General features: G+C 70.8%; 20 protein-coding genes. 2 read left to right on the forward strand and 18 right to left on the reverse strand.

All coding sequences use genetic code 11. The features are described 5' to 3' along the window. Positions 1–30 precede the first annotated feature (30 nt). The 8 genes from OG430_RS31135 to OG430_RS31170 form a co-directional block, all read right to left on the reverse strand. Entirely contained in the window at positions 31–1,356 is a 1,326-nt protein-coding gene (locus tag OG430_RS31135) for a hypothetical protein (protein WP_327355959.1), read from the reverse strand. Positions 1,357–1,506: 150 nt separating this feature from the next. After that, positions 1,507–2,526 carry a glutamate ABC transporter substrate-binding protein gene (locus OG430_RS31140; RefSeq protein ID WP_327355960.1) on the reverse strand — a complete coding sequence of 340 codons (1,020 nt, stop codon included), beginning with the start codon at positions 2,524–2,526 and terminating at the stop codon, positions 1,507–1,509. A gap of 11 nt (positions 2,527–2,537) precedes the next feature. Further along, a complete protein-coding gene (locus tag OG430_RS31145; RefSeq protein ID WP_442816583.1) occupies positions 2,538–4,070 on the reverse strand; it encodes a hypothetical protein in 1,533 nt (510 codons plus the stop codon). Positions 4,071–4,375: 305 nt separating this feature from the next. Beyond that, entirely contained in the window at positions 4,376–4,933 is a 558-nt protein-coding gene (locus tag OG430_RS31150; protein ID WP_327355961.1) for an SUKH-4 family immunity protein, read from the reverse strand. A 54-nt stretch (positions 4,934–4,987) separates the two neighbouring features. Beyond that, positions 4,988–6,889 carry a nucleic acid/nucleotide deaminase domain-containing protein gene (locus OG430_RS31155; protein ID WP_327355962.1) on the reverse strand — a complete coding sequence of 634 codons (1,902 nt, stop codon included), beginning with the start codon at positions 6,887–6,889 and terminating at the stop codon, positions 4,988–4,990. Positions 6,890–7,168: 279 nt separating this feature from the next. Further along, positions 7,169–7,654 (reverse strand): hypothetical protein, encoded by a 486-nt coding sequence (locus OG430_RS31160; protein ID WP_327355963.1) that lies wholly within the window; start codon positions 7,652–7,654, stop codon positions 7,169–7,171. After that, positions 7,651–8,091 carry an RNA polymerase sigma factor gene (locus OG430_RS31165; protein WP_327359296.1) on the reverse strand — a complete coding sequence of 147 codons (441 nt, stop codon included), beginning with the start codon at positions 8,089–8,091 and terminating at the stop codon, positions 7,651–7,653. The genes OG430_RS31160 and OG430_RS31165 overlap by 4 nt, the downstream gene beginning before the upstream one ends. A 52-nt stretch (positions 8,092–8,143) precedes the next feature. After that, entirely contained in the window at positions 8,144–8,611 is a 468-nt protein-coding gene (locus tag OG430_RS31170) for a DUF3995 domain-containing protein (RefSeq protein ID WP_327355964.1), read from the reverse strand. A 287-nt stretch (positions 8,612–8,898) separates the two neighbouring features. On the opposite strand from OG430_RS31170, the gene OG430_RS31175 reads away from it, so the two are divergent. Then, positions 8,899–12,579, forward strand: a complete 3,681-nt coding sequence (locus OG430_RS31175; RefSeq protein ID WP_327355965.1) for a S8 family peptidase — start codon at positions 8,899–8,901, stop codon at positions 12,577–12,579. 125 nt (positions 12,580–12,704) lie between these two features. Here the strand turns inward: OG430_RS31175 and OG430_RS31180 are convergent, their stop codons facing one another. From OG430_RS31180 to OG430_RS31210, 7 genes are all read right to left on the reverse strand, one after another. Continuing rightward, the gene (locus tag OG430_RS31180; RefSeq protein ID WP_327355966.1) at positions 12,705–13,727 is read right to left on the reverse strand and encodes an N-acetylglucosamine kinase; all 1,023 of its coding nucleotides are present in this window, start codon (positions 13,725–13,727) and stop codon (positions 12,705–12,707) included. After that, entirely contained in the window at positions 13,724–14,989 is a 1,266-nt protein-coding gene (locus OG430_RS31185) for a 6-phospho-beta-glucosidase (protein WP_327355967.1), read from the reverse strand. Before OG430_RS31185 ends, OG430_RS31180 begins: the two co-directional genes overlap by 4 nt. A 6-nt stretch (positions 14,990–14,995) precedes the next feature. Continuing rightward, positions 14,996–15,850 carry a carbohydrate ABC transporter permease gene (locus OG430_RS31190; protein ID WP_327355968.1) on the reverse strand — a complete coding sequence of 285 codons (855 nt, stop codon included), beginning with the start codon at positions 15,848–15,850 and terminating at the stop codon, positions 14,996–14,998. A gap of 5 nt (positions 15,851–15,855) precedes the next feature. Continuing rightward, on the reverse strand, positions 15,856–16,797 hold the full coding sequence (locus OG430_RS31195) for a carbohydrate ABC transporter permease (protein WP_327355969.1): 942 nt from the start codon (positions 16,795–16,797) through the stop codon (positions 15,856–15,858). A 35-nt stretch (positions 16,798–16,832) separates the two neighbouring features. Beyond that, the gene (locus OG430_RS31200) at positions 16,833–18,164 is read right to left on the reverse strand and encodes an ABC transporter substrate-binding protein (RefSeq protein WP_327355970.1); all 1,332 of its coding nucleotides are present in this window, start codon (positions 18,162–18,164) and stop codon (positions 16,833–16,835) included. A 91-nt stretch (positions 18,165–18,255) separates the two neighbouring features. Next, positions 18,256–19,491, reverse strand: coding sequence for an ROK family transcriptional regulator (locus tag OG430_RS31205; protein WP_327355971.1), 1,236 nt, complete (start codon positions 19,489–19,491; stop codon positions 18,256–18,258). Positions 19,492–19,897: 406 nt separating this feature from the next. Next, entirely contained in the window at positions 19,898–20,434 is a 537-nt protein-coding gene (locus OG430_RS31210; protein WP_327355972.1) for an HNH endonuclease, read from the reverse strand. Positions 20,435–20,707: 273 nt separating this feature from the next. On the opposite strand from OG430_RS31210, the gene OG430_RS31215 reads away from it, so the two are divergent. Continuing rightward, positions 20,708–21,781 carry a mechanosensitive ion channel family protein gene (locus tag OG430_RS31215; RefSeq protein ID WP_327355973.1) on the forward strand — a complete coding sequence of 358 codons (1,074 nt, stop codon included), beginning with the start codon at positions 20,708–20,710 and terminating at the stop codon, positions 21,779–21,781. 168 nt (positions 21,782–21,949) lie between these two features. On the opposite strand, the gene OG430_RS31220 is transcribed toward OG430_RS31215, so the two are convergent. From OG430_RS31220 to OG430_RS31230, 3 genes are read right to left on the reverse strand one after another with little or no spacing between them, the layout of a single operon-like run. Then, the gene (locus tag OG430_RS31220) at positions 21,950–23,368 is read right to left on the reverse strand and encodes an FtsX-like permease family protein (protein WP_327355974.1); all 1,419 of its coding nucleotides are present in this window, start codon (positions 23,366–23,368) and stop codon (positions 21,950–21,952) included. Further along, on the reverse strand, positions 23,365–24,105 hold the full coding sequence (locus OG430_RS31225) for an ABC transporter ATP-binding protein (RefSeq protein WP_327355975.1): 741 nt from the start codon (positions 24,103–24,105) through the stop codon (positions 23,365–23,367). Before OG430_RS31225 ends, OG430_RS31220 begins: the two co-directional genes overlap by 4 nt. Then, complete coding sequence (locus OG430_RS31230) at positions 24,102–24,650, reverse strand: PadR family transcriptional regulator (protein WP_327355976.1); 549 nt, start codon at positions 24,648–24,650, stop codon at positions 24,102–24,104. The genes OG430_RS31225 and OG430_RS31230 overlap by 4 nt, the downstream gene beginning before the upstream one ends. Positions 24,651–24,734 lie beyond the last annotated feature (84 nt).

Below are 24,734 nucleotides of genomic sequence, written 5' to 3' on the forward strand. Positions count from 1 at the left end.
TGCAACCGGGCCGCTGACATTCCTGACTGGTCAAGATTCCCCCCTACGGTCCTGTGGTCCGCCCTGCTGCGGGACTCGTGCGGCCAGCGCCTCCGCGGCCGCGTGCTGATAGCGCAGGACCGCCTGCTCGGCCACGCGTAGATCGCAGGGTGCGCTCCACAGCATGCGGCGGGCCGCGTCGTACCGCTCGATGAGCAGCGGGTCCTCGGCGGCGCCGTGCCGGGCGACCTTCGCCTTGTACGCGTCGAGGCGGCCGCGCAGCTCGGCGCGGACCGCGAGCGGCTGGGTGACGGCGCTCAACGACTCGCGGGCGCGCAGGAGTTCGTCCTCCGCCTTGCGCTCCAGGGACTCCAGGAGCGGTGACAGGCGGTGCCACTGGGCATGTCTGCGGTACTCGGCGGCGGTCGCCAGCTGATCCTGCAGCGCGGTCGGCGGGCCGCTGACCGGGGGCACCTCCGACGCGGCGATCTTCGCAAGCACCTCACCGCGCGCGGAGCGGGCCTCGGCGAGGGTGCGGTCCGCGCGGGACAGCACGTCGCGCAGCCTGCCGAGCCGGAGCTCGGCGTCCTGGCGGACCGTGAGCACCGCGTCGATCTCGCGGCGCACCTCCTCCAGGGCCTGGGCCTCGCGGTCGTACCGCCCGGTGTCGGGCCGGCCGCCGCCCGGCGCGGAACTGCGCGACGGCGACGGCATCCAGAACGCCAGCGGATCCGAGATCACTTGGGCGCGCAGGGACGTCAACTCGGCTGTGATGCGCTCCAGATCGTCACCCGAAGGATGCTCACCAGGACGTACGCCGACGGAGGAGGCGAGCTGCCGGGTGCGGGCCAGCTCGGCCGAGAGCAGATCGATCCGGGCGGGCAGCGCGGACCAGACCGCGTCGGCCGCGACCACCATGTCCAGGCTGCTCGCATACAGCTCGTTCATCCGGGCGACCAGGTCGGCCAGCGTGAACTGCTCGGAGAGCGTGGGCGATCCGGTGATCGAAGAAGGCGCGCCATTGGGGTGCGCGCCGCCCGAGACGGTGATGCCGTCGCCGCGCAGCACGTCGGTGAGCTCGACCAGGTCCTCGCGGCTCGGCCAGCGCCGGCGCGCGCGCACCTCACGGGCGCCGGTCAGGGCGTCCGTGTACGCGTCGAAGTACGCCCAGAGCCGGGTGATCTCGCCCTCGGCGACGGACCAGCGCTCCTTGGTGGTGCCGGTCAGCCCGGCGCCCTCGAGGAGCCTGCGGCCCGCGTGGTCCTGCAACGCGAGCAGCGAGGACTCGATGGCCTCGTGCTCGGCGCCCAGTCGGGCAAGGGCACGGTCCACCTCGTCCCGGTCCATGACGGGTCCGGGGGGTCCCGCGACGCCCATCGATCACCTCTCCCACCTGGGCGCACGGTTGGCGCCACGGTCGTTCAACCCGGTTGGTTCCGCTGGTACTCGACCAGTCCTGCTGGTGCTCCCGGCCAGTACTTCCGGTCCTTGCCCAGTCCTTCTCTTCTTTGTTCAGTTCTTCTTCGCTCAGTCCTTCTGGTACCTGGCGGGCGGCGGGCCGGGGCTGTCACCCATGTCGGCCTTCAGCCAAGTGTCGTACGCCTTCTCCCACTTGCTGCCGTCACCGCCGTCGCGGTACTTCTCCAGGATGTCGTTGACCCGGCTTACCAAGTCGTCGGCGCCCTGCTTGGCCGCCACGCCGTAGTACTCCTCGGTGAACGGCTCGCCCTTGAGCTCCACCGTCGGGTCCTGCGCGGCCTGGCCGGCGCCGAGGGCGCTGTCCGTGACCACCGCGTCGGCGTTCCCCAACTGCAGCTGCACCAGGCAGTCCAGCTGGTTGACCACGCGGATGATCTTCGCGCCGTGCGACTCCTTCTTCAGCGCCTCGTCGGCCGTGGACTTGTCGGCGACGCAGACGCGGCGGCCGCTCAGCGTGTCGTCGTACCCCTTGATCGGGGAGCCCTCGGGCGCGAGCACCTGCTGTCCCGTCTTGAAGTACGCGGTGGAGAACTCGACGCCCTCCGCCTTGCGCGAGCAGCTGATCGTCATCGTGCGCACGATCAGGTCGACCTTGCCGCTCTTGAGCATCGGGATGCGCTGGTTCGTCGGCACCGCGCGGAACGTCACCGCGTCCTCGTGGCCCATGATGCTGCGGCCTATCTCCTTGGCGAGGTCGATGTCGAAGCCGTGCAACTTGCCGTCGTCCGGGTCGCGGTAGCCCCAGCGGTAGCTGTTCTGGTCGACGCCGATGACCAGCTTGGCGTTGTCCCCCCGGGCCTTGATCGCCTCGATTGTGGGGCCGTCGTCGGAGGACTTGGGCAGGCTCTTGTCCGGGCTCTCGTCGTCGCACTTCTCGGCCTTCGCCTGGACGGCGTGGGCCACGCCCGAGCCGCCCTGTGCGACCTGCTCGTCCGCGGCGCCCTTCACGGGCAGCAGCACGAAGCACGCGGCCAGCAGGCAGGCGACGGCCATCGAGGCCACGCCGCCCCAGCCGCGCAGCCTGGCGAACGGACGCTTCAACTCCAGTGGTGCCCTCATCTTGGTCATCTCGCCCCCTCTCACCGGTACTCCGAAAGCCTGCGCCCGATACCGAGCACGGCACCCGCCGCGGCCAGCACGGCCAGTACGGCGGCGCCGATCGGCAGACCCGTCATCGCCCCCCTGCCGTCCTCGGCAGCGCTCAGGAAGTCCTGCTTCTCCAGTGCCAAGGCCTGGTCGAGCGCCTTGTCCGCCACGTCGAAGCACTCGCCCGTGGCGTCCTTCTTCTCGATGAGCTTGCCCTTGGAGTCCTTCCCGCCGATGACCCGGGCGAGCGCCGTCTCGTAGTCACCTTGTGTATCGGCCTCGCGGGCGGCCGTGTGGCGCTTTTGCCAAGCCTCCACGGCATCCATCGCAGCCTTGACCGGAGCGTCACCCTCGTCGTCGCCCAGTGCCAGGGCCTTGTCGAGGGAGCCTTCGAGGCGGTCGCCGCGGCCGCCGTCCAGGGACTTCATCAGCTTGATGAAGCTGACGTCGTAGGCGTCCTTGCCCTTGTCCTTGCCCTCCTTGGTGACGGTCTCGGCGCCGCGTGCGACCAGCGTGAGGTTTTCGTCACTGCGGGCCCGAAGGGTGCTGATCCGGGCGTCGTTGAGGACATTCAGTGAACGAATGCCGTTGTCGTACGAGTCCGAGAGCGCCGACCAGGCCAGGGTGTGGCCGACCGACAGCCAGAGCAGCACCACCGTGGTCGCGGCGGTCGCGGTGGCCAGGCCGTGGTTCAACACCCGGTTGGTCCGCCGGTAGTTGCGGCGCTGCGCCCAGACCAGCGCGCCGAGCGCGACCAGGCCGAGGAAGATGGCCACCCAGGGGTAGGACTTCGCGTCGGCGTAGTCGGAGTCGAGGCGGGCCTTCTCGGCGTCGTACAGCTCCTCGGCGGCCGGGAGCATCTCGTTCTGCATCAGGTCGTTCGCATTGCGCAGGTAGGCGCCGCCCAGGGGCAGGCCCTGGCGGTTGTTGTCCCGGGCCGTCTGGATGCGCTCCGCGTACTCCGGGAGCAGCCGGTTCAGCTTGGCTATCTGGGCGGCCGAAGTGGTCGAGCCCTTGCTGTTCGCCGCCGCGTTGGCCAGCTTCTCCGCGGCCCTGTCCATGTCGTCCTGGTATCGCTCGCGCAGGTCCGCGGGCTCCTGGCCGCCGGTCAGGAAGCCGCTGGCCGCCGCGGTGTTGGCGTCCGCGAGGGAGCGGTAGATGCTCGCCGCGTCGGCGCTCAGCGGCTGGCTGCGGTGCAGCACGGAGTCGGCGGCGGCAGAGCGGTCGGACTCCTGCCAGGCGGTGACGGCGCCGAACGCGATGACGAGCACCGCGAGCACGGCCCCGATGAGGCGCAGCCGGCCGGGCTCCGTGGTGGCCGCGGCGCGCAGCCGGTCCGTGGCCTCGGCCCAGGCGGGGCGACGCGCGGCAGCCGCGGGTTCCACGGGCGCACCAGGCACACCGGCCGCACCAGGCACACCGGGCCCGCCCGGTGCCTGCGGCGGCACCGTGGGCGGCGGCCCTGCGGGCATGGTGGGCGGGGCCGTAGGTGGCCGCTCCGCGTTGCCGTTCGGCGGGTATGTCACGTGACCTCCCCCTTGGTCATCCGACAGTATGGCCGCAGGGACTGACATCGACACCAGTGCTGACTGGATCTTGTTCGTATCGAAGCCTGGGACCGCGCTGGTTGAGCCCTGATTCCTGCTGTTGTTGCTTGTTCCCCGTGCCAGGAACCACTGGTTCGTGCCGCTTGTTCCTGCTGGGCTTCCGGTGCGTAACGCAGCACGAGACGCCCGTACCGCCCCCTGCCCTTGTATACGCGATCTGGATCTGTTCGGTTCCCGTTCGGCGCCGGTTACCTTCGGTCACAGACCACCGTCGACGGGCCCCGCTACCAACTGCCCGCGATCCCGTCCCACCAACTCGCCGCGCCCGGCGGCTTGCAGCCGGGATCCAGCTCGTGGATCCAGTCGCAGAACCGCTGCAGGTTCCCCTCCAACTGCTCGTACTCCTCGGCCTCGTCGAGCGGGATCAGGGCCTGCGTGGTGAAGTGCAGCCGCCAGGCGATCTCGACGAACGCCGGCACCGACGTATTGATCAGCACCACCGGGAAGTGCTCCTCCTCGGGCAGCCCGTACACCGCGCCGCTCCCCGGCAGGGCACCGATCGGCCGCCCGAAGTAACTGGCCAGGCGGTACGCCGTGATGCCGCGCGCCATGAGCTGCGGCTCCGGCTCCGTCTGCACGTCCCCGGCGAGGGTGGAGATCCCGGAGGGGCCCGCCGGCAGCACCGGCACACCCCAGCGGGTCAGCGCCCCCACCGCGTCCGCGGGCAGGTCCCAGCCGCGCGCGACGGCCGTCGCCCGCGCCGCGGGCGGCCCCTCGGCGACGAGGCCGTCCAGGTCCCGGGTGAGCGCGGTGTCGAAGGCGCGCTGAGCCTCGTCGTGCATGGATCTCCTTGTACGTGTGGTCGATTGGCCGCTCGGCCGCCCGGCCGGCGGGGGTCAGTTGCCGAGCCAGGTGACGTCGCCGTCGCCCGGCAGGTCTCCGGACGGCCCCTGGTAGTTTCCCCGCGCCTCGCCGATCCTTCCGGCATTCCTGGCGAGGTTCTTCTTCCCGCTGATGCCGACATCCGGCTCCAGGCTCCACGAGATGTCGTTCTGCGCGTTCGGGTAGCGGCCCACGATCCGCGCGCACTCGGCGCCCGAAATGCACGGCTGGCGCTCGGAGTAGACACCGGTCACCTCGTCGGGCGAGATGCCGTTGTCCTTCAGGTACTGGTCGAGGACCTGCTCCGAGTGGAGTCCCCGGTTGCCCTCGTTGGGTGCCGCGATGTAGCGGGCGTCGGGGCCCTCGCCGATGCGGTAGACCGCGATGTTGCGGGTGCTGGGGAGGTTGTGTTCCATGCGCAGGCGCATGGAGAGCTGGGACAGCGTGTTGCCGGAGTCGTTGAGGTTGATGCGGCCGCAGCGGCGGTTGTTGATCCGTACGATGCCGGATTCGGCTGGGTCTGCGGGGTGTTGGTAGACCGCGAGGACCACGGTCGGGGCGCCGGGGGATTCGGTGAGGCTGCCGTCGTTGCCGTGGTACGACGCCGGGCAGGTGACCGGTAGGTCGCGGTCCTTGCCGTCGGGGTCGGGCTTCTTGCCGTCCGGGTCCGGCTTCTTGCCGTCCGGGAGCTTCTTGCCCGCGTCGTGCGCCCCGTCCGCGATCTTGCGGAGCTTGGTCAGCTTCTGGACGATCTTGGCTTCGCCGAGGCCCGGGATGAACAGCGAGCCGCCGTTCCACAGGACCTGGCCGATCGACCTGCCGTACTCCCCGTTGCTCCAGGCCTCGCGGGCCTCCGGGGTGACGACGAAGTCGCCGCCGAGCTTCCAGATCAGGCGCGGGTTGACGGTCACCGCCTGGCCGACGATGCCCAGGTAGTCGCCGTCGTTCCACTTGTCGCGGTAGCCGTCGAACTCGGTGGTGACCCAGTCCTTGCCGTAGTCCCACAGGCCGGTGACCGTGTCCTTCACGGTGTCGATGGGGTGGATCACCGAGTTGACGGTGTCCTTGACGTCGCCCCAGGCACCGTCCACGACGATGCCCTCGACCGCGCCGACGGTCTGGTCCTTCGCGCAGCCGAAGAAGGCGCCTACGCCGGAGAAGCAGCCCTCGTCGTCGTTCTCGTCTTCGTCTCCGTTGTCGCTTCCGTCCTTGCTTCCGTCGTCGTTCCCGTTCCCGTTCTCGTCGCCTTCGGTCTCGTCTCCGTCGTTGTTGCCGGGCTTGTCGCCGCTCTCGTCCGTGGTGGGTGGGGCCGCGCAGCCCATGCCGGTGATGGAACAGACCGCGTTCTGCACGGTGGTGGCGACCTGGGGGCCGATCCCGAGGGCCAGTACGGCGAGCACGATGCCCGCGATGATCGTGAGCAGCCCCGCGTACTCGGCGGTGGTCTGCCCCTCCTCGCTGTGCCGCCACTTCAGCATCCGGGCCGGGCTGAAGCCCCGTGCGCGGCCCCTGCTGCGGCCGGGGTCGCGGGTGTCCGGGGCGCTGCGGAACCAGTCGCGTACGTCCCGTCGGTGGAGCAGGGCCGCCATCGCGGCCGGGATCAGGAGCTGGGTCAGGCCGCGGCCGCTGCCCGAGCCCATCGTGTTCAGCGCGCCCAGGGTGAGCCAGATCTGGACGGCGGCGAGGCCGGCGTACGTGCGCATGCCGCCGCGGCGTGTGCGCAGTGCGAGCCACAGGCCGAGTGTGGTGGGGGCTGCGGCGTACGCGAGTCTGCCCAGGAGCTGGCCGCTCGGTGGGGCCACGAGGAGTACGCCCAGGGTGGATGCGGCGGTGATCGTGAATGCGGTGGCCAGGAGCAGGCGGAGGTGGGTCACGCGGTGGGGGAGCGGGTGGGGTGGGGCCTCTGCCTGAGCCATGGGCTCAAGTTAGGTATGTCCGTGTGGCTGGGCACGGGTCCATGGGCCCAAGGGGAGGCCCAACTCCGGGTGGAGGTGGGTCTGTTCGGGCCCAGGTCGCGAGGCTCTGCCCCGGGCCCCGGTCCTGGCCGGACGGGCTGATTTTGCCCCTCCCCGCCCCTTCCCTAAATCCTGCGGAGCTTTCCGCCCTCCGGGCGGTGTCCTCAAACGCCGGACGGGCTAGAGAGATGCCGGACGGGCTAGAGAGATGCCGGACGGGCTAGAGAGATGCCGGACGGGCTAGAGAGCTGAGGGCGGGCTGAAGAGAGAGCCCAACCTGTCCAGGCTCCGCCGCCCCGACAGCCCCACCCCCACCGGTACCAACGCCGCCCGCCCCGGCACCCGTACGCCCCCGGTGAGCGCCACCCGGGTGTCGGGCCCCTCCGCCACCGCCGCGACCCCCACCAGCAGGAAGCGGCTCTGCAGCCAGCACCAGCCGGGGCGTTGGACGCCTGCCAGGCGGGCGCGGAAGCCGTACTTGCTGTGGGCCACGGCCGTCACCTGCTCGCCGTTCCTGTGGGTGATCCGTACGCCTCGCATGTCCGGAAGGACGCGGCCCAACTCGCCCTCCAGATCGGCCAGGATCGGCCACACCTGGTCGAAGGGCGCCTCGATCAGGCGCTCGCTCACCTGGGCGCCGCGGACGCCCGCCGCGAGCGCGTGCAGGCGGCGTACCGGGTCCAGGTCGGTGGTCGGCCACCGGGTGTTGTCCTGTTCGTACGTCATGACGTCCACGCCTTCCGGAAGGTGTCGCGGGCCCGCGAGAGCCGGGACTTGACCGTGCCCACGCGCAGGCCGAGCAGTTCCGCCGCGGCCCGTTCGTCCAGGCCCTCGATGTCGCGCAGGACCAGGACCGCGCGGTGCTCGGGGGAGAGGCGGTCCAGGACATCCCTGATGTCGGCGGCCAGTTGGGGGTCGCCGCGCGCGGGCAGCTCGCTCAGGTCGGCCGGGACCGCGCGGGCCGAACGACGGGCGACCCGGACGGCCTCGCGGACCGCGATCGCCCGCACCCAGCCGTACAGCGCGGCCGGCTGCTTGAGCGAGCGGAGCGCGCGGAACACCGCGGTCAGGGCCTCCTGCGCCGCGTCCGGGCCCTGGTCGAGGGCGATCGGGGCGCAGATCCGGCCCACGTACGGGGTGAGTTCGTCCAGCAGGGCCGCCATCGCGAGGGTGTCGCCGCGCTGGGCCGCGCGGACCCGCTGGACGGTGGCTTCGTCAGGCACGGAGCGAGTCTTCCAGGGGGACGGAGTCGGTCGCGGGCCGGGACCGCCCCACGCGCAGGGCCGCTGCCGCGAGGGTCAGGCAGAGCGGGGTGTAGAGGGCCAGGTTCAGCCAGTAGAAGGCGGAGTCCGGGGACTTCGTGACGAGCCAGAGGAGACCGGCTGCCGCGCGTGCGGACAAGCCCAAGGTGACTGCGCGTACGCCCAGTTGAAGTACGCGCGTGCGGCGCCCGGCCCGGGCCAGGACGATCCCCGACGCCGTGAGCAGGAGCAGGGCGAGCGGGACGAGGACCGGTGGGGTGAAGGGGGTGTCCAGGCCGAGGACCGCGTACGACAGGGACTTCTCGTCGGCCGCCGGCCAGGTGGAGCCGGTGGCCCAGAACAGGTGCAGCGCGGCGTCGGCGGCCAGGACCGAGGCGATGAGGGTGGCGGCGCGACGGGCCGTGCGTTCGGCGGTGGGCATGGGGGCCTCCAGTGGGCAGCGATGAGGGTGGGGCAACCTCCAGAGGCGGCGTACGGGCGAAACGTTCCCCGCGTGTGCGGCCAATTTCGCGGGAGCGCTCAGCGGCGGATACCTGCCATGACGGGTTACCGCCACCCCAGCCCCTGGCGTCCCCCAACCCCCAACCGCGCCAATGGTGTTCGCCAGGAGCCAGAAGCCAGGAGCCAAGAACCCGCACCGCGCGCGCTGAGGGGTTGGGGATGGGAATGGGGATCGGGATGGGAAGACGTACGAGAACCATGGGGGTGGTGGCGGCCACCGCCGTCGCCCTGCTCGCCACCGGGCTCACGCCCGCCGGGGCCGACCCGGGGCCGGGCTCGAAGGGCAGGACCGCGCCCACCGCCGCACCCGGCGCGCACACGGTCACACTGCTCAGCGGCGACCGGGTCACCTACACCGGGAGCGGGAAGTCCCTGCAGGTCAGCGGGGTCAGGGCGGGCAAGGGGCGGGAGCAGGTCGCGTTCACCCGGGCCCGGCTCGACGACCACGAGTACGTCATCCCCGTCGACGCCACGGACGCGCTCGGCGCAGGGCGCCTGGACCGGCAGCTCTTCGATGTGACGGCGCTGGTCGCGCAGGGCCACGACGACGCGAAGCGCACCACCATCCCGCTCATCGCCACGGAGCGGGCCGAGCTCCAAGGGGCTTCCCGGAAGGGCGAGTTCGAGGAGCTGGGCCTCGCCGCCCGGTCCGTGCGCAAGACCGAGGCCGCCGAGGTCTGGCAGGGCCTGGTGAAGGAGACTGCGGGCAGCTCACGTACGGCCAGGGCCACCAAGGTGTGGCTGGACGGCAAGGTCGAGGCGAGTCTCGACAAGAGCGTGCCGATGACCGGCGCGCCCGAGGCGTGGAAGAAGGGCCTCGACGGCAAGGGTGTAAGGGTCGCCGTCCTGGACACCGGGGCTGACACCACCCACCCGGACCTCAAGGGCCGCGTCGTCGCCGAGAAGAACTTCACCTGGGACGAGACGGCCGAGGACTTCAACGGGCACGGCACCCATGTCGCGTCGACCGTCGCGGGTGTTGGTCAGGCCTCCGGTGGGCGCTACAAGGGCGTCGCACCCGGCGTCGATCTCCTCAACGGCAAGGTGCTCGACGGAGGCGGCTCCGGCTACATCAGCTGGATCCTGGAGGGCATGGAGTGGGCGGCCGCCCAGAAGGCCGACATCGTGTCCATGTCGCTGGGCTCCGGAGAGCCGAGCGACGGGAGTGACCCGCTGTCCCAGGCCGTGGAGCAACTGTCCGCCGGGGGCGGCCCGTTGTTCGTCGTCGCCGCGGGCAATGAGGGCAAGCCGAACACCATCGGCTCCCCGTCCGCTGCGCCCAGCGCCCTGACCGTCGGCTCGATCACCAAGCAGCGCGCCATGTCCGAGTTCTCCTCGCAGGGTCCCGCCCTCGACGACGGCGGCGTCAAGCCCGAGATCACCGCGCCCGGCAGCGACATCACCGCGGCCCGCGCGAAGGGCACCTTCGAGAGCGTCGCGGTGAGCGAGCACTACGCCACCATCAGCGGCACCTCGATGGCCACCCCGCACGTCTCCGGAGCCGCCGCGATCCTCAAGCAGGGCCACCCCGACTGGGATGCGCAGCAGCTCAAGTCGGCCCTCGTCGGCAGTGCGGACGCGGTGGACGACGCGGGTGTCTACGAGCAGGGCGCGGGCAGCGTCGACGTCCCCGGTGCGCTCCACGCGCGCGTGCAGGCCACCCCGGCGGCCGTCTCCGCCGAGCTGACCTGGCCGTACGCGAAAGAGGTCACCCGGAAGGTGACGTACCGGAACACCGGCGACAAGAGCGTCCGCCTCAGCCTCGAAATCGACGGCTACGCGCGCGTGGCGCTCGCTGAGCGCAGGCTCACGATTCCGGCGGGCGGCACCGCGACCGCCACGGTGCGCATCGACGGGTCCGCGACCGGGCCGGGCACGCACAGCGCCTGGATCACCGCCCGTGGCTCCGACGGCAGCCGGGTCCGCACCCCCGTCGGCATCGACGCGGAGGCCAAGACCGCGACCCTGACGCTGGCCGCCCCCGCCAAGCGTCCCGGCGTCGACCGCGCGTACACGAACGTCGTCGTCCAGAACGAGAAGACCGGCGAGTCCCAGCTGACCGGAGTCACCGAGGGCACCCGTGAACTGCGGCTCCCGGAGGGCACGTACCGGCTGCTCGGGAGCGTCTGGGAGTACGACGACGAGAACGACGTGCCCGTCTCCGTCGCCACCGTCCAGCTCGCCGAACGCGTCACCCTGACCGGCGACCGCACGGTCACCCCCGACCTGTCCGGCGCGAAGCCGGTCACCCTCGGTGTCGACGACCCGACGATGCGCATCAGCAGCCAGGGTTCCGCCCAGGGCCTGGTCTCGCAGGTGACGGGCGCACCCACCGGGCTGCTCACGCCGCTGTTCGACGGGCAGTTCAAGGCGTACGCGGTCGGCAGCGGCAAGATTCCGGGCGTCACCTACTTCGCCGGGGCCAGCTGGGAGCAGCCGTTCCTGCACGCCGCGACGACCGGACCGGATCCGCTCGACATCCCGATCCGCCCGTACTACTTCGACCGCATCGAGTGGGACCTCAAGGGCCAGGTCGTCGACGTGGGCGACGGCACGGACCTGGACGGGCGTGAACTCGCCGACCGCATCGTGCTGTTCGAGCCCGGCTACGGCCTTCCCGGCGGCGAGGCCGACCGCCGCTACCGGGCGATCCTGGCCAAGAAGCCGCAGGTGGTGCTGCTGGGCAAGGGCTGGGTCTCCGCCGAGCCCGACGACCAGGTCCTGGTGGTGCAGGAGCCGGCCCAGACCTTGCTCCGGGGGCGCCTCGCGGCCGGCCCGGTCACCTTGGAGATCAAGGCCCAGCGCAACGGCGACCGCGCGTACTTCACGTTCCACAGCCACGAGAACGGCGTCCCCGCGGGCGCCAACTGGGTAGACAGGCGCGCCGACTTGGCGCGCGTGGAGCACAGCGTGCGCACGACCGGATACCCCAATGACGTCAAGGGCCTGTACGGCTGGGCGCGCTACGCGGGCCTGAACCTGGTCCAGCAGAACACGGTGGTGCGGGCGCCGCACAAGCTGACCGCGTACTACACGCCCGATGTGCCGTGGACGGCCGCGACCTTCGAATACCTGGTGCCCGACGGGGAGCGGGACATGACGCTCGGCGAGCAGTTCACCGAGCCGACCGTGTACCGGCGCGGCAGGACGGTCGAGGAGAACTGGCTCACCGGCCCCTTCAACCCGTCCCTGTCCGTGACCGGCTCCGACGGGCGCGCCCAGGCCACCCGCGACGGCGACAAGCTGCGGCTCGCGCTGCCGATGCTCTCCGACGCGCGCGGTCACCGGTCCGTGGCCACGCCCCAGCTGGAGAGCGGGACGACGGAGTTGCGGACCGCCGGTGGTGAGCTGGTCGGGCGCAATGACTCCGGCGGGCGGGGCGTGTTCGACGTGCCGGCGCGGAATGCCGCGTACGAGCTGACCTCGACGGTGCGGCGGGAGAGCTCGTCCTGGGAGCTGGGCACCCAGGTGTCGGACACCTGGCGGTTCCGTTCGGGGCGTACGTCGTCCGAGCGTGCGCTCGGGCTGCTCGACACGCGGTACGACGTTGCCGGGCTCGACGGGGACAACTCCGTCGGGGTGGGGCGGGCCTTCGAGTTCGGGGTCGGATTCGGGTATCAGGCCGGGGCGCGGGGGGCTGCGGTCGACCGGGTACGGGTCGAGTACTCCACGGATGACGGGGCGACTTGGGCCTCGGCCAAGGTGCGCAAGGCGGACGGCAGTTGGCGCGTGTCCGTGCCGGGGCTGTCCCAGGGCTGGGTCTCGCTGAAGGTCACCGGATCCGCGCCCGGGGGCGCCTCGCTCACCGAGACAGTGACTCGGGCCTACAAGGTCGGGTGTCCTTCGGACTGGTGCGGGTATGCGCCTGAGTGGCCGCACTGGGAGTGAGTTCTTCCCCCACCCCGCCCCTTCCCGAAAGGCCTGCGGCCGGCTTGGGGCGGGGTGGGACCTTTGTCCTCAATCGCCGGACGGGCTGGTGAAACCAGCCCGTCCGGCGATTGAGGACAGTCCTTTCAGCCGGCGGCAGCCTTACGGGAAGGGGCGGGGCGGGGAGAAAAATGTTCACGTACGCGCGCGTGCACCTCAGGGTCGGCGCCCAGCCAATCGAGCCCCAGGAGCGCAGCTCCAAGGACAGGACGGGCAACGATCACCCGAGGCACCGCCTTCGGCGCCCGAGCCGCGAGCAGGGCCCGCACCCGGTCGTCCAGGAGCGCGTGCCGCGCCGCGAGGACACTCCCGCCGAGCAGCACCGGCACCACCTCGTCAAGGAGATCGAGCCGGCCCAGCGCGACCGAGGCCATCGTCGCGACCTCCTCCGCCTGGCGCGCCACGATCGAACGCGCCACCGCATCACCCGCCGCCGCGACGGCGAAGAGCACCGGCGTGAGCTCATGCCGCCGGAGCACGGGGACATGCCCCAGGTGGAGCGCCTCGATGAGCGCGCTCATCGAGGCGAGCCCGAAGTGCGCCGGCAGGGCGTCCGCCAGGGCCGTGGGCCCGCCCCGGCCGTCCGCCGCGCGGGCCGCGTGCCACAGGGCCTCCTCCGCCAGGCCCCCGCCGCCGCCCCAGTCCCCGGAGATCCGCCCGACCGCCGGGAAGCGCGCGGTGCGCCCGTCCGGGGTCATGCCCACGCAGTTGATGCCGGCCCCGCACACCACCGCGACCCCGCGCGGCTCGTCGCCGAGCTGCAGGCCCGCGCGCAGGATGGCGAAGGTGTCGTTGCGTACGTCGACGGAGCAGCCCCAGCCCCGGGAACGTACCGCCGTCGTCAACTCCTCCTCCTCGACGGGCAGATCGGCGTTCGCCAGGCAGGCCGAGACATGCTGTACGCCGGTGACGCCCGCCGCGGTGAAGGCCTCGGTGACCGCTTCGGCGAGGATGTCCATCGCCGCCGTGACGCCCACGAGGGGCGGCTGGAAGCCGCCGCCGCGGGCCGAGCCGACGACGCGTCCGTCGGCCGCGACGACCGCGACGTCGGTCTTGCTGTTCCCCGCGTCGATGGCGAGCACCGCCGCCTCGCGCGGGTCTTGCGTCATGCCCACGCGAGGTGCTCCCGGTTGTGCGCGATCAGTTGGTCGGTCAGCTGCTCGGCGTACGCGTACTGGCCGATCAGCGGGTGGGCGAGCAGCGCCTTGAACACGCGGTCGCGGCCGCCGCGCAGGGCCGCCTCCAGGGCCAGGTCCTCGTACGCCGTGACGTTGGCGATCAGTCCGCTGTAGAGCGGGTCGAGTGCGGGCACGGCGAGCGGCGTGGCGCCGGAGCCGTCGACGGTCGCCTGGACCTCGATGACCGCGTCGTCGGGCAGGAACGGCAGCGTGCCGCGGTTGTAGGTGTTGACCACCTGGTACGGGCTGCCGCCGGAGCCGAGCAGCGACGCGGCCAGGTCCACGGCGGCCTCCGAGTAGAAGGCGCCGCCGCGCTTGGCGAGCAGCTCCGGCTTCTCGTCGAGGGTCGGGTCGCCGTACATCTCCAGCAACTCGCGTTCCATCTTGGCGACTTCGGCCGCCCGCGACGGCTTGGTCGCCAGCTCCTGCACGACCTCGTCGTGCGCGTAGAAGTACCGCAGGTAGTACGAGGGCACGACGCCGAGCCGGTCGAGGAGCGGGCGCGGCAGGCTCAGGTTGTCGGCGATCTCGTCGCCCGTCTCCGCGAGGAGCTTGGGCAGTACGTCCTCGCCGTCGGGTCCGCCGATGCGTACGCCCCGCTCCCAGGTGAGGTGGTTGAGCCCCACGTGGTCGAGGAACACCTGGCCCGGCTCGACGCCGAGGGAGGCGGCGAACCGGCGCTGGAAGCCGATCGCCACGTTGCACAGGCCGACGGCCTTGTGGCCGGCCTGCAGGAGGGCGCGGGTGACGATGCCGACCGGGTTGGTGAAGTCGATGATCCAGGCGTTCGGGTTCGAGCGGCGTACGCGCTCGGCGATGTCCAGGACGACCGGGACGGTCCGCAGCGCCTTGGCGAGGCCGCCCGCGCCCGTCGTCTCCTGGCCCACGCAGCCGCAGTCGAGCGGCCACGTCTCGTCCTGCTGCCTGGCGGCCTGCCCGCCGACGCGCAGCTGCAGCAGCACGGCGTCCGCGTCCGCGACGCCCGCGTCCAGGTCGGAGGTGGTGACGATGCGGCCGGGGTGGCCCTGCTTGGCGAAGATGCGCCGTGCCAGACCGCCGACCAGTTCGAGACGGTCGGCCGCCGGGTCGACGAGGACGAGCTCCTCGATGGGCAGGACGTCCCTGAGCCGGGCGAAGCCGTCGATGAGTTCGGGGGTGTAGGTGGAGCCGCCCCCCACCACTGCGAGTTTCATATGGTTCTAGCCCTTCACTCCGGTCAGGGTGACGCCCTCGACAAATGCCTTCTGGGCGAAGAAGAAGAGGACGATGACGGGCGCCATGACCAGTACGGTCGCGGCCATCGTCAGATTCCAGTCGGTATGGTGCGCGCCCTTGAACGACTCCAGTCCGTAACTCAGCGTCCAGGCGGCCGGGTTCTCCGAGGCGTAGATCTGCGGCCCGAAGTAGTCGTTCCAGGCGTAGAAGAACTGGAACAGGGCGACCGCGGCGATTCCCGGCTTCGCCATCGGGAGCACCACACGGATCAGCGTACGGAATTCACCGCAGCCGTCCACCCGCGCCGAGTCCAGATACTCATTGGGAATGGTCAGCAGGAACTGCCGCAGCAGGAAGATGGAGAAGGCGTCGCCGAAGGCCATCGGAATGATCAGCGGCCACAAGGTACCCGCCAGATCCAGCTGCTTCGCCCAGAACAGATACATCGGGATGATGATGACCTGCGGCGGCAGCATCATCATCGAGATGACCAGCATCAGCGACAGATTCCGGCCCCGGAAGCGGAACTTGGCGAGCGCGTACGCCACGGGAATGGACGAGAGCAGGGTGAGGACCGTGCCCAGGCCCGCGTACAGCAGTGTGTTCTTCCACCAGGTCAGAAAGCCGGGAGTGTCGAACACCTCGCGGTAGTTGCTCCATTCCCAGTCGCGCGGCCACAGATCGCGGGTGAGCGCCTGTTGGTCGCTCATCACCGAGGTCAGGAACACGAACACGAAGGGCAGCACGAAGAAGAGCGCGGCGGCGACTCCGAGCGCGTGCACCCCGACCCATTCGAGCAGCGCCCTACGGCGTGCCGTCACAGCGGCAACAGTGGACATAGTGATCAGTCACCTGCCTGGATCAGGCCGCCGCGGCGGCGCATGAGGAGCGCCGTGACCGCCATGGCGAGCACGAACAGCACCAGGGCCAGCACACACGACGCGCCGTAGTCGAAGCGCGAGAAGCCCAGGTCGTAGACGAGTTGCGGAATGGTCAGCGTCGACTGGTCCGGATATCCGGGCTCGAATTGCTGACCGGAATTGCCGATGATTCCCGAGGCGACCTTTCCGGCCACGAAGGGCTGCGTGTAGTACTGCAACGTCTGGATCACGCCCGTCACCACGGCGAACATCACGATCGGCGAAATGTTCGGCAGCGTGACGAACCGGAACCGCTGGATGGCATTCGCACCGTCCAGCTCGGCCGCCTCGTACTGCTCCTTCGGTACGTCGAGCAGCGCGGCCATGAAGATCACCATCAGGTCGCCCACGCCCCACACCGCGAGCGAGGTCAGCGCCGGCTTCGACCACGCGGCGTCGGTGAACCAGCCGGGCGTCGGCAGCCCGAGATCACCGAGGACCGAATTGACCGGCCCGGTACCGGGGTTGAGCAGGAACACGAACGCCAGCGTCGCGGCGACCGGCGGCGCCAGATAGGGCAGATAGAAGAGCGTCCGGAAGACACCGGCACCCGTCTTGATCTTCGTGATGAGCAGCCCGACCCCGAGCCCGAAGGCGACCCGGCAGGTGACCATGACGAGGACGAACCACAGGGTGTTCCTCATCGCGGGCCAGAACAGCGGGTAGTTGTCGAAGACGTACGTCCAGTTGTCGAGCCCGTTGAACGTCGGCGGGCGGATCCCGTCGTAGTCCATGAACGAGAAATAGACGGTCGAGAGCAGCGGATAGGCGAAGAAGACGCCGAAACCGATGATCCAGGGCGACATGAAGGCCGCGGTGCGAAGCGCCGACCGCCGGCGCTTCGCCCGCAGGGTGTACTTGGTCATTCCCCTGAGTCCTTGAGTCCCTGAGCCCCCGACGCCTACTTGGCCTTTTCGATGTCCGTGTCGATCTGCGCGGCGGTCTTCTCCAGACCTGCCTGCAGATCGGTCTGCCGGCCCTTTTCGTAGTCGTAGCCGAGGCGCTGCAGCGTCACCTGGTACGCGCCGCCGTCGGCCGCCGCCGGGGTGGTGTTGGACTTCGGGTGCTGCGCGATCTCGATGAACGTCTTGAACTCGGGCGTGACCTCGAGCTTCGGCGACTTCAGCGCCTCCAGCGTGGAGGGCACATTGTGAATGGCGTTGGCGAAGGCCACGACCTCATCGGTGTCCGTGGTCAGGAACTTCACCAGCTCCCAAGCGGCGTTCTGCTTCTTGCTGTTGCCGGGGATCCCGATGATCGTGCCCGACAGATAGCCCTTGCCGTAGTCGGCGACCTGGTCGTCCGGGACGGGCAGCGGCGCGGTCCCGATCTCGAACTTCGCCCCGGCGTCCTTCGTCATCCCGAGCCGCCACTCGCCGTCCAGCTGCATCGCGACCTGGCCGGTGTGGAAGGGGTGCTTGGCCCCGAACTCGTCACCGAACGTCTTCTGGTGCCGCTCCAGCTTCTCGAAGCCGCCCAGCTTCTCTATGAGCCGCTTCTGGAACTTGAACATGTTCGCGAAGGCCGGGTCCTTGGCGATGTTCGACTTGCCGTCCTTGTCGAAATAGGTCGGCCCCCACTGGGCGACGTAGTGCCCAGGCGTCGTCTCATAGCTGTGGTAGTTGGGCATGAACCCGACCTGCTCGTACGAGTCGCCCTTGGCCTTCGTCAGCTTGACGGCGACCTTCTCGAATTCACTCCACGTCTTCGGCGGGGCCTTGATGCCCGCCTTCTTGAAGGCGTCCTTGTTGTAGTAGAGGCCGTACGCGTCATTGAGCAGCGGCAGCGTGCACTGGTTGCCGTCGAACTGCGTGTACTCCTGCAGCGCCTTCGGGAAGACCTTCGTCACGTCGACCTTCGACTTCGCCAGGAACGGCTTCAGATCGGCGAAGGCCCCCGAGGAACAGAACTTCCCCACGCTGTCCGTCGTGAAGGAGGAGACGACGTCCGGTCCTTTCGAACCCCCGGCCCGCAACGCCTGGTTGATCTTCGGGTCCGTCACATTCGGGGTGATGTTCACCGTGATGTTCGGGTGGGCGTCCTCGAAGCGGCCGATCGCTTGCTCGATGGCCTTCTTCTCGCTGTCCGCGGACCAGCCGTGCCAGAAGTTGATCGTGGTCTTGGCGTTGGGGTCGTCGTTCGCGCCGTTCTCGGTGGAACCGGTGCAGGCGGAGGCAAGGACCGATATTGATGCGACTGCGGCTGCTGCGATCAGCCGGCGGTTTTTGCGCATGGCGCTGTCTCCCTTGGCGGGCTCGGGTCTTGGCAGGACGTCGGGAAGGACTCGGGACGGAACTTGAGGCGGGACTCTTGGGTGGTGGTGGTCAGCGGGAGGTGTCGAACACCTCGTCGCGGGCGCTGGCGAGCGCGCTCTCCAGCGCACCGCGCAGAACGGGGTGTTCATGGACTTCGCCGAGCGCGAGCCGGGGCCGGGACGCGGCCAGTTCGGCCAGCTCCGACTGGATCAGGGCACGCAACGGCTCCCCGCCGGCGGGGAACAGGGCGCCGGACAGGACGATCAGACCGGGGTCGAGCACGGCGACCACGGAGGAGAGACCGATGGCGAGGCGCTGCGCGAACTGCCGCAGCAGCTGGGCGAGTTGCTCGTCGCCGCTCTCGTCGGCTGCGGCCCGGGCGAGCAGCGAGGTGGCCACCTGGAGGTAGGGCTGCTCGGGGGTGTCGATGCCGAGCTGCTTGGCGATCCTGGGCACGGACTGGACGCCGGCCAGCTCCTGGAAGCCGCCGCTGTTGGCCTTGGTGACCTGCCGGACCAGCGGCGTCCCGGGCACGGGCAGGAACCCGAGCTCACCGGCGCCGCCCGTCCAGCCCCGGTGCAGTCGCCCGCCGATGACGAGGGCGGCGCCGATCCCTTCCTGGTCCCAGAGCAGCACGAAGTCGTCGTGCTCGCGGGCCGCGCCGAGGCGCTGCTCGGCGATGGCGGCGAGGTTCACGTCGTTCTCGTACTCGACGGGCATCGGCAGTACGGCGGCGAGCTCGTCAAGGAGCGTGGGGGAGTGCCAGCCCGGCAGGTGGCTGGCGTACCTGAGCCGTCCCGTGCCGGGGTCGAAGGCGCCGGGCGTGCCGATGACGACGCGATGCAGCTGGGCCCTGGTCACCCCGGCGGCCTTCGCGGCGCCGTCGATGGCCTCCGTCACCTGACGTACGACGCCCTGGCCGGCCCGGCCGGGGGTGCGGACCTCGAACTCGCCGACCGTCGCCCCGGTGACGTCGGCGACTGCGGCGAGGATCCGCTCGGGGGTGACATCGAGTCCGGCGACGTGCGCGGCCTGCGCGTTCACCGCGTACAGCTGGGCGTTGGGCCCCGGCCGGCCCTCGCTGGTCCCGGTCGCGACGACGAGGCCGGCGGCTTCGAGGCGGGCGAGCAGCTGGGACGCGGTCGGCTTCGAGAGACCGGTCAGCTTCCCGATCCGGGTCCGGGACAGCGGCCCGTGCGCGAGCAACAGGTCGAGCGCGGCCCGGTCGTTCATCGCGCGCAGGACCCGGGGGGTGCCGGGAGTGGCGGAGGGCGGTCCGGGGGTACCGGGGGTCGTACCGGCCATGAGCTGCCCCTTCGTGCGGTCCTTCGTACTGGCCACGCGAACTGTTAGGAAGGTTTCCTATCGCGCTGCGAGGAACGTAGCAGCGCAGCTCGGGGGAGCGTCAAGACACCGCACACGGGCAGCGGCCAAGTCGTTACCTGAGGGGAGGGGGCAAGTGGGGGAAATGGGGCTCAGATAAGGGGCGTATCGGACGCTCTAGCGCCCCTTTTCCTCCACTCGTCACCTCAGGCGGGCGCCGCGGCGGGGCGGCGCGGCCCGGCGCCCGCCGCTCGCCCGGGCCCCGGCCCCGCCCCTGCGTCGCCCGCCCCGGGCCGCCCCGCCCGCCCCGGGCCGGCGCCCCCCGAAGGGCCCCGCCCCTCGAAGGGCCCCGCCCCTCGAAGGGCCCCGGCCACACAAAAGCCCGGCCTCAGGCAGAGATGCCGTCGATCCGGGCCAACGCGTCGTCCGCGCCGTATGGCTGCAGGTAAGGCAGCCAGCGCGGATCCCTATGCCCGGTCCCGATAATCCGCCAGGCGAGACCGGTGGGCGGGGCCGGTTTGTGCCGCAGTCGCCAGCCCAGCTCGAGGAGATGGCGGTCGGCCTTGGTGTGGTTGCAGCGGCGGCAGGACGCGACGACGTTCTCCCAGGCGTGCTGTCCGCCCCGGCTCTTCGGGATGACGTGGTCGACGCTGGTTGCGACGCCACCGCAGTAGGCGCACCGGCCGCCGTCGCGGGCGAAGAGCGCCCGGCGGGTCAAAGGCACGGGCCCCCGGTAGGGGACCCTCACGAAGCGCTTGAGCCGGACCACGCTGGGTGCGGGGATGGTGCGAGTCGCGCTGTGCATGAAGGCGCCGGATTCCTCGAGGCAGAGAGCCTTGTTCTCAAGGACGAGGACGAGCGCGCGGCGGAGCGGTACGACGCCGAGGGGCTCGTACGACGCATTCAGAACCAGGACGTGCGGCACGGATGCCTCCTATTACGCCGGCGGCGCGTGGCTCGCGCCGGGACGATCTGCTCTCAGTCTCCCCTCAGTGCTGGTCGAAGCGCCACCATGTCCGAGTAACGGGCTCGGAGTGTTTTCGACCACACCTCGTTCATCCCCAGGTGCGAAGCGTCTCTCCCTCGAACATGACAACGATCCACACACAATGCCCCGTTAGTGTGGTGGGTCTGCCCGCTACATCCCTCTTGGGATCTCCCTCTTGCGGGCAGGCCGCTACACCTGGAGGTGCCTGCCGTGTTCCTGTCCGCCGCCTTGTCGACGTTGTCGGCCGCGGGGTCCAACGACCCAGCAACCCTGGACGACGCTCAGGAGAAGGCCAAGAGCGCCGCGGGCTTCGTCGAGGACAACTGGGGCTCCTGGCTCGCCATCGGGCTGCGGGTGCTGCTGATCATCGTGATCGCCACGGTGCTGCGCAGTGTGATCCGGCGGGCCATCACCAAGCTGATAGACCGGATGAACCGGGGCGCCCAGGCCGTCGACGGCACCGCGCTCGGGGGGCTGCTCGTGAACGCGGAGCGCCGCCGCCAGCGCTCCGAGGCCATCGGCTCGGTCCTGCGCTCGGTCGCCTCGTTCGTGATCCTCGGCACGGCCGCGCTGATGATCCTCGGCACCTTCGAGATCGATCTCGCACCGCTGCTCGCGAGCGCGGGCGTCGCGGGGGTCGCGCTCGGTTTCGGTGCGCGCAACCTCGTCACGGACTTCCTGTCCGGCGTCTTCATGATCCTCGAGGACCAGTACGGCGTCGGGGACTCGGTCGACGCGGGCGTCGCGTCCGGCGAGGTCATAGAGGTGGGGCTCCGCGTGACCAAGCTGCGCGGGGACAACGGCGAGATCTGGTACGTCCGCAACGGCGAGGTCAAGCGGATCGGGAACCTCTCCCAGGGCTGGGCCACGGCCGGGGTGGACGTGACCGTGCGCTCCGACGAGAACCTGGAGAAGGTCCAGGAGGTGCTCGCCGAGGTGGGCGACTCGCTCAGCAAGGACGAACCCTGGAACGAGCGGTTGTGGGGGCCGGTCGAGGTTCTTGGCCTTGACGCGGTCTACCTGGACTCGATGGTCGTACGTGTCTCCGCGAAGACGATGCCCGGGAAGGCGCTCGGCGTTGAGCGGGAGCTGCGCTGGCGGATCAAGCGGGCCTTCGACGCGGCGGGGATCCGGATCGTCGGCGGGCCCCTGCCGGTCGGGGCCGGGGACGAGGACGACGCGCCTGCGGCGCCGGCTGTTTCCGCGCCGTCCGCGTACGCCTCTTCGACTTCGCCGCAGTCGCTCGCCGCGTCTCCGATAGCGCCGCCGAATCTGGCGAAGTAGGAACTTTTTCCCCACCCCGCCCCTTCCCGAAATCCTGCGGAGCTGTGTCCTCAAACGCCGGACGGGCTGATTCATCAGAGATGAATCAGCCCGTCCGGCGTTTGAGGACAGTCTTTGAAGCCGGCGGCAGCCTTACGGGAAGGGGCGGGGTGGGGTGAAAGCCGTTCGCTACTCGTAGCGGAGCTCCGACGGACGCACAGCCCGGCCCAGCAGGGGCAAAGACGTCGCCGCCGCCAGCAGGCACAGGGCGTACACGCCGAAGGGGACCAGCAGGGGCAGAACCAGCGGCAAGGGCTCGCCCGTCATGCCGCCGTAGCCCGCGTACAGCCCGAACCCGCCGACCCCGGCCAGGACCACCGCGGGGGCCAGCGGAAGCGCCGTCTCCAGGAGCACCGCGCGCCGCAGCACCGAGCGGGGGACGCCCGCCGCGGCCTGGGCCGCGAGGGTGCGGCGGCGGGTGGCGAGGGACTCGGCGGTGCCGATCGCGAGGGCGACGAGGCCGATGCCGAGGGCGACGAGGACGCCCGCGCCGATCATGGCGAAGCCGGTGTCGTAGTAGGAGACGTCGGTGTGCATCTCCTGTTCGCGCACCACCCCGTCGTGCACGATCTGCCACACCCCCGCGAAGCCCACCCCGACCACCGCCACGAGCAGCACCGACGCATGCGTACGCGCCGCCGCCCAGGGGTCGAGGCGCAGCCGGCCCGCGGCGATGAGGACGGCGGGTCGCGGCGAGGACGACAGGCGGCGGCCCATGTACTTGGCGAAGCCCCCGGCGGCGGCCAGTGCCGCGGCGCCGGTGAGCGTCACCGCGGCGATCACGCCGAGCGGAAGCAGCACGGCGGTCGGGTCCTGGCCGGCCCGGACGATCAGGTCGACCGCCGCGACGACGAGGGCCGTACCCGCCACCAGGACGAGCCGCGGCACCCGGCGGCGCTCCGGCTTGATCCGGCGCACCACACCGAGCGGCGAGGCCACGACACGGCGCAGCGCGAAGACACCGACGAGGACGGCGAGCAGCGGTACGCCCAGCGTGACGAGGACGCCGCCGACGACGGCCGGGAGCTCGGGAACGTACCCGATGGCCAGCAGGAATCCGATGAAGCCGAGGAGCGCGAGCAGCGAGCCCGCCAGGCAGGTCAGCCCCGACTCCAGGGCGGAGATCTGCCGCACCTGACGCGGGCTCGCCCCGATCAGGCGCAGCGTGGCGAGCCGCCGGTCGCGGTGCACGGCCCCGATGCGGGCGCACTGCCCGAGGAAGCCGAGGACCGGCGCGAGCAGGCCGAGCAGGGCGAGGACCACGCCGACGCGAGTGCCTTCGCCGTTCAGCAGCGTGCCGCCGACCGGGACCCGGTGCGAGCCCGACATCGCGGCGACCGTCACCGCGGCCAGGGCGAAGCCGGTGCCGAGCAGCGCGCCGAGCGCCGTGAGCCCGGCCCGCCACCACTCGCGCCGGTCCGAGCCGCGCAGCAGCCGCCACGCGATGCGGAGATTGGCCAGGATGCCGCCCGACCAGGCCTTCCAGCGGGCACCCCAGCCGGGCTTCGCCCCGCGCAGGACCGACCCGGGCGCGGTCTGGGCGCTCATCGGGCACGCTCCTGCGAAGAAGCCGGGGCCGCCCCGTACGCGGCCCCGCCCGCCTCGGGAGCGAGCGTCCCGTCCACCAGCCGCACCTCGCGGTCCGCGAACGCCGCCACCTGGGCGTCGTGCGTGATGAGCAGCACCGACGTCCCCGTCTCGCGCACCGCGTGCACCAGCGCCGTCATCACCTGCTCGCCGGCGAGCGTGTCCAGGGCGCCGGTCGGCTCGTCCGCGAACACCGCCCGCGGCCGCGTCACCAACGCCCGGGCCAGCGCGACCCGTTGGCCCTGTCCGCCGCTGAGCTGCCCGGGCTGCTGCTCGGCCTGGCCGCGTACGCCGAAACGCTCCAGCCACTCGTCGGCCTGTGCGTGCGCCGCGGCACGGCCGGTGCCGGCGAGCAGCAGCGGCAGGGCGACGTTGTCGATGGCCGTCAACTCCGGGATCAGCTGGCCGAATTGGAAGACCACGCCGAACTCGGTGCGCCGCAGCTCGCTGCGCTCCGCCTCCGAGAGCCGGTCGACGCGCCGCTGGTCGTAGACGACCGCGCCCTCGTCGGGCGTGACGATTCCGGTCAGGCAGTGCAGCAGCGTGGACTTGCCGCTGCCGCTCGTGCCCGACACGGCGAGGATTTCGCCCGCGCCGAGCTCCACGGACGCGCCGCGCAGGGCTTGGGTCTTCCCGTAGGCCAGGTGGAGGTCGCGGGCCGCGAGCAGCGGGGTCCCTCCGTGCGCAGTCGTACTCATACGGTGTTGATCTCCTCGGTGAGGGTGGCGAGCCGGCTCGCCGTGGTGGCCATCCAACGCAGGTCGGCGTCGAGGTGGTTGAGGGCGTAGTCGGCGGACAGGACGGTGGTGAGGTCGGTGCCCGGCGCCGTCTTGACCGCCGTGAGTTCGCGCATGCGCGCCATGTGGGCGGTGCGTTGGGCCCGCAGGTACGCGGCCGGATCGGTCGGTTCGCCGGCCGTGGCGGCGAGTGTCGCGACGACGACCTTGGCGAAGATCTCGTTGCTCACGAAGGGCGCGGGCGGGGCGATCTGTGCGATCCAGCCGATGAGTTCGCGGCTGCCGGTGGTGGTGGACCGGTACTTGGTGCGCTCCGGTCCGCCGTCCGAATCGGTGCCGTCGATCTCGGCGAGCCCGTCGCGGACGAGTCGCTGCAGGGTCGTATAGACCTGCCCGTACGCCAGCGGGCGGGCCTGCGGGAAACGTTCGTCGTGCCGTCGCTTGAGGTCATAGCCGTGGCTGGGGCCTGCCGCGAGCAGTCCGAGCAGGACGTGGCGAGTGCTCATACGCACACTATGCACCGGCTATATGTACTGAGTGAATAGCCGACGGGAAGAAGCTGCAGGCCGAAGTGAAGTGAGAGATTTGAT

Origin of the sequence: Streptomyces sp. NBC_01304 (assembly GCF_035975855.1) — a bacterium.
In the GTDB taxonomy this organism is placed as follows: Bacteria; Actinomycetota; Actinomycetes; order Streptomycetales; family Streptomycetaceae; genus Streptomyces.

Excerpts from the sequence above, each read along its gene's own strand:
- OG430_RS31135 (WP_327355959.1), bottom strand. The coding sequence starts at position 1,356 with ATGGGCGTCGCGGGACCCCCCGGACCCGTCATGGACCGGGACGAGGTG.
- OG430_RS31140 (WP_327355960.1), bottom strand. The coding sequence starts at position 2,526 with ATGACCAAGATGAGGGCACCACTGGAGTTGAAGCGTCCGTTCGCCAGG.
- OG430_RS31150 (WP_327355961.1), bottom strand. The coding sequence starts at position 4,933 with ATGCACGACGAGGCTCAGCGCGCCTTCGACACCGCGCTCACCCGGGAC.
- OG430_RS31155 (WP_327355962.1), bottom strand. The coding sequence starts at position 6,889 with ATGGCTCAGGCAGAGGCCCCACCCCACCCGCTCCCCCACCGCGTGACC.
- OG430_RS31160 (WP_327355963.1), bottom strand. The coding sequence starts at position 7,654 with ATGACGTACGAACAGGACAACACCCGGTGGCCGACCACCGACCTGGAC.
- OG430_RS31165 (WP_327359296.1), bottom strand. The coding sequence starts at position 8,091 with ATGGCGGCCCTGCTGGACGAACTCACCCCGTACGTGGGCCGGATCTGC.
- OG430_RS31170 (WP_327355964.1), bottom strand. The coding sequence starts at position 8,611 with ATGCCCACCGCCGAACGCACGGCCCGTCGCGCCGCCACCCTCATCGCC.
- OG430_RS31180 (WP_327355966.1), bottom strand. The coding sequence starts at position 13,727 with ATGACGCAAGACCCGCGCGAGGCGGCGGTGCTCGCCATCGACGCGGGG.
- OG430_RS31185 (WP_327355967.1), bottom strand. The coding sequence starts at position 14,989 with ATGAAACTCGCAGTGGTGGGGGGCGGCTCCACCTACACCCCCGAACTC.
- OG430_RS31190 (WP_327355968.1), bottom strand. The coding sequence starts at position 15,850 with ATGTCCACTGTTGCCGCTGTGACGGCACGCCGTAGGGCGCTGCTCGAA.
- OG430_RS31195 (WP_327355969.1), bottom strand. The coding sequence starts at position 16,797 with ATGACCAAGTACACCCTGCGGGCGAAGCGCCGGCGGTCGGCGCTTCGC.
- OG430_RS31200 (WP_327355970.1), bottom strand. The coding sequence starts at position 18,164 with ATGCGCAAAAACCGCCGGCTGATCGCAGCAGCCGCAGTCGCATCAATA.
- OG430_RS31205 (WP_327355971.1), bottom strand. The coding sequence starts at position 19,491 with ATGGCCGGTACGACCCCCGGTACCCCCGGACCGCCCTCCGCCACTCCC.
- OG430_RS31220 (WP_327355974.1), bottom strand. The coding sequence starts at position 23,368 with ATGAGCGCCCAGACCGCGCCCGGGTCGGTCCTGCGCGGGGCGAAGCCC.
- OG430_RS31225 (WP_327355975.1), bottom strand. The coding sequence starts at position 24,105 with ATGAGTACGACTGCGCACGGAGGGACCCCGCTGCTCGCGGCCCGCGAC.
- OG430_RS31230 (WP_327355976.1), bottom strand. The coding sequence starts at position 24,650 with ATGAGCACTCGCCACGTCCTGCTCGGACTGCTCGCGGCAGGCCCCAGC.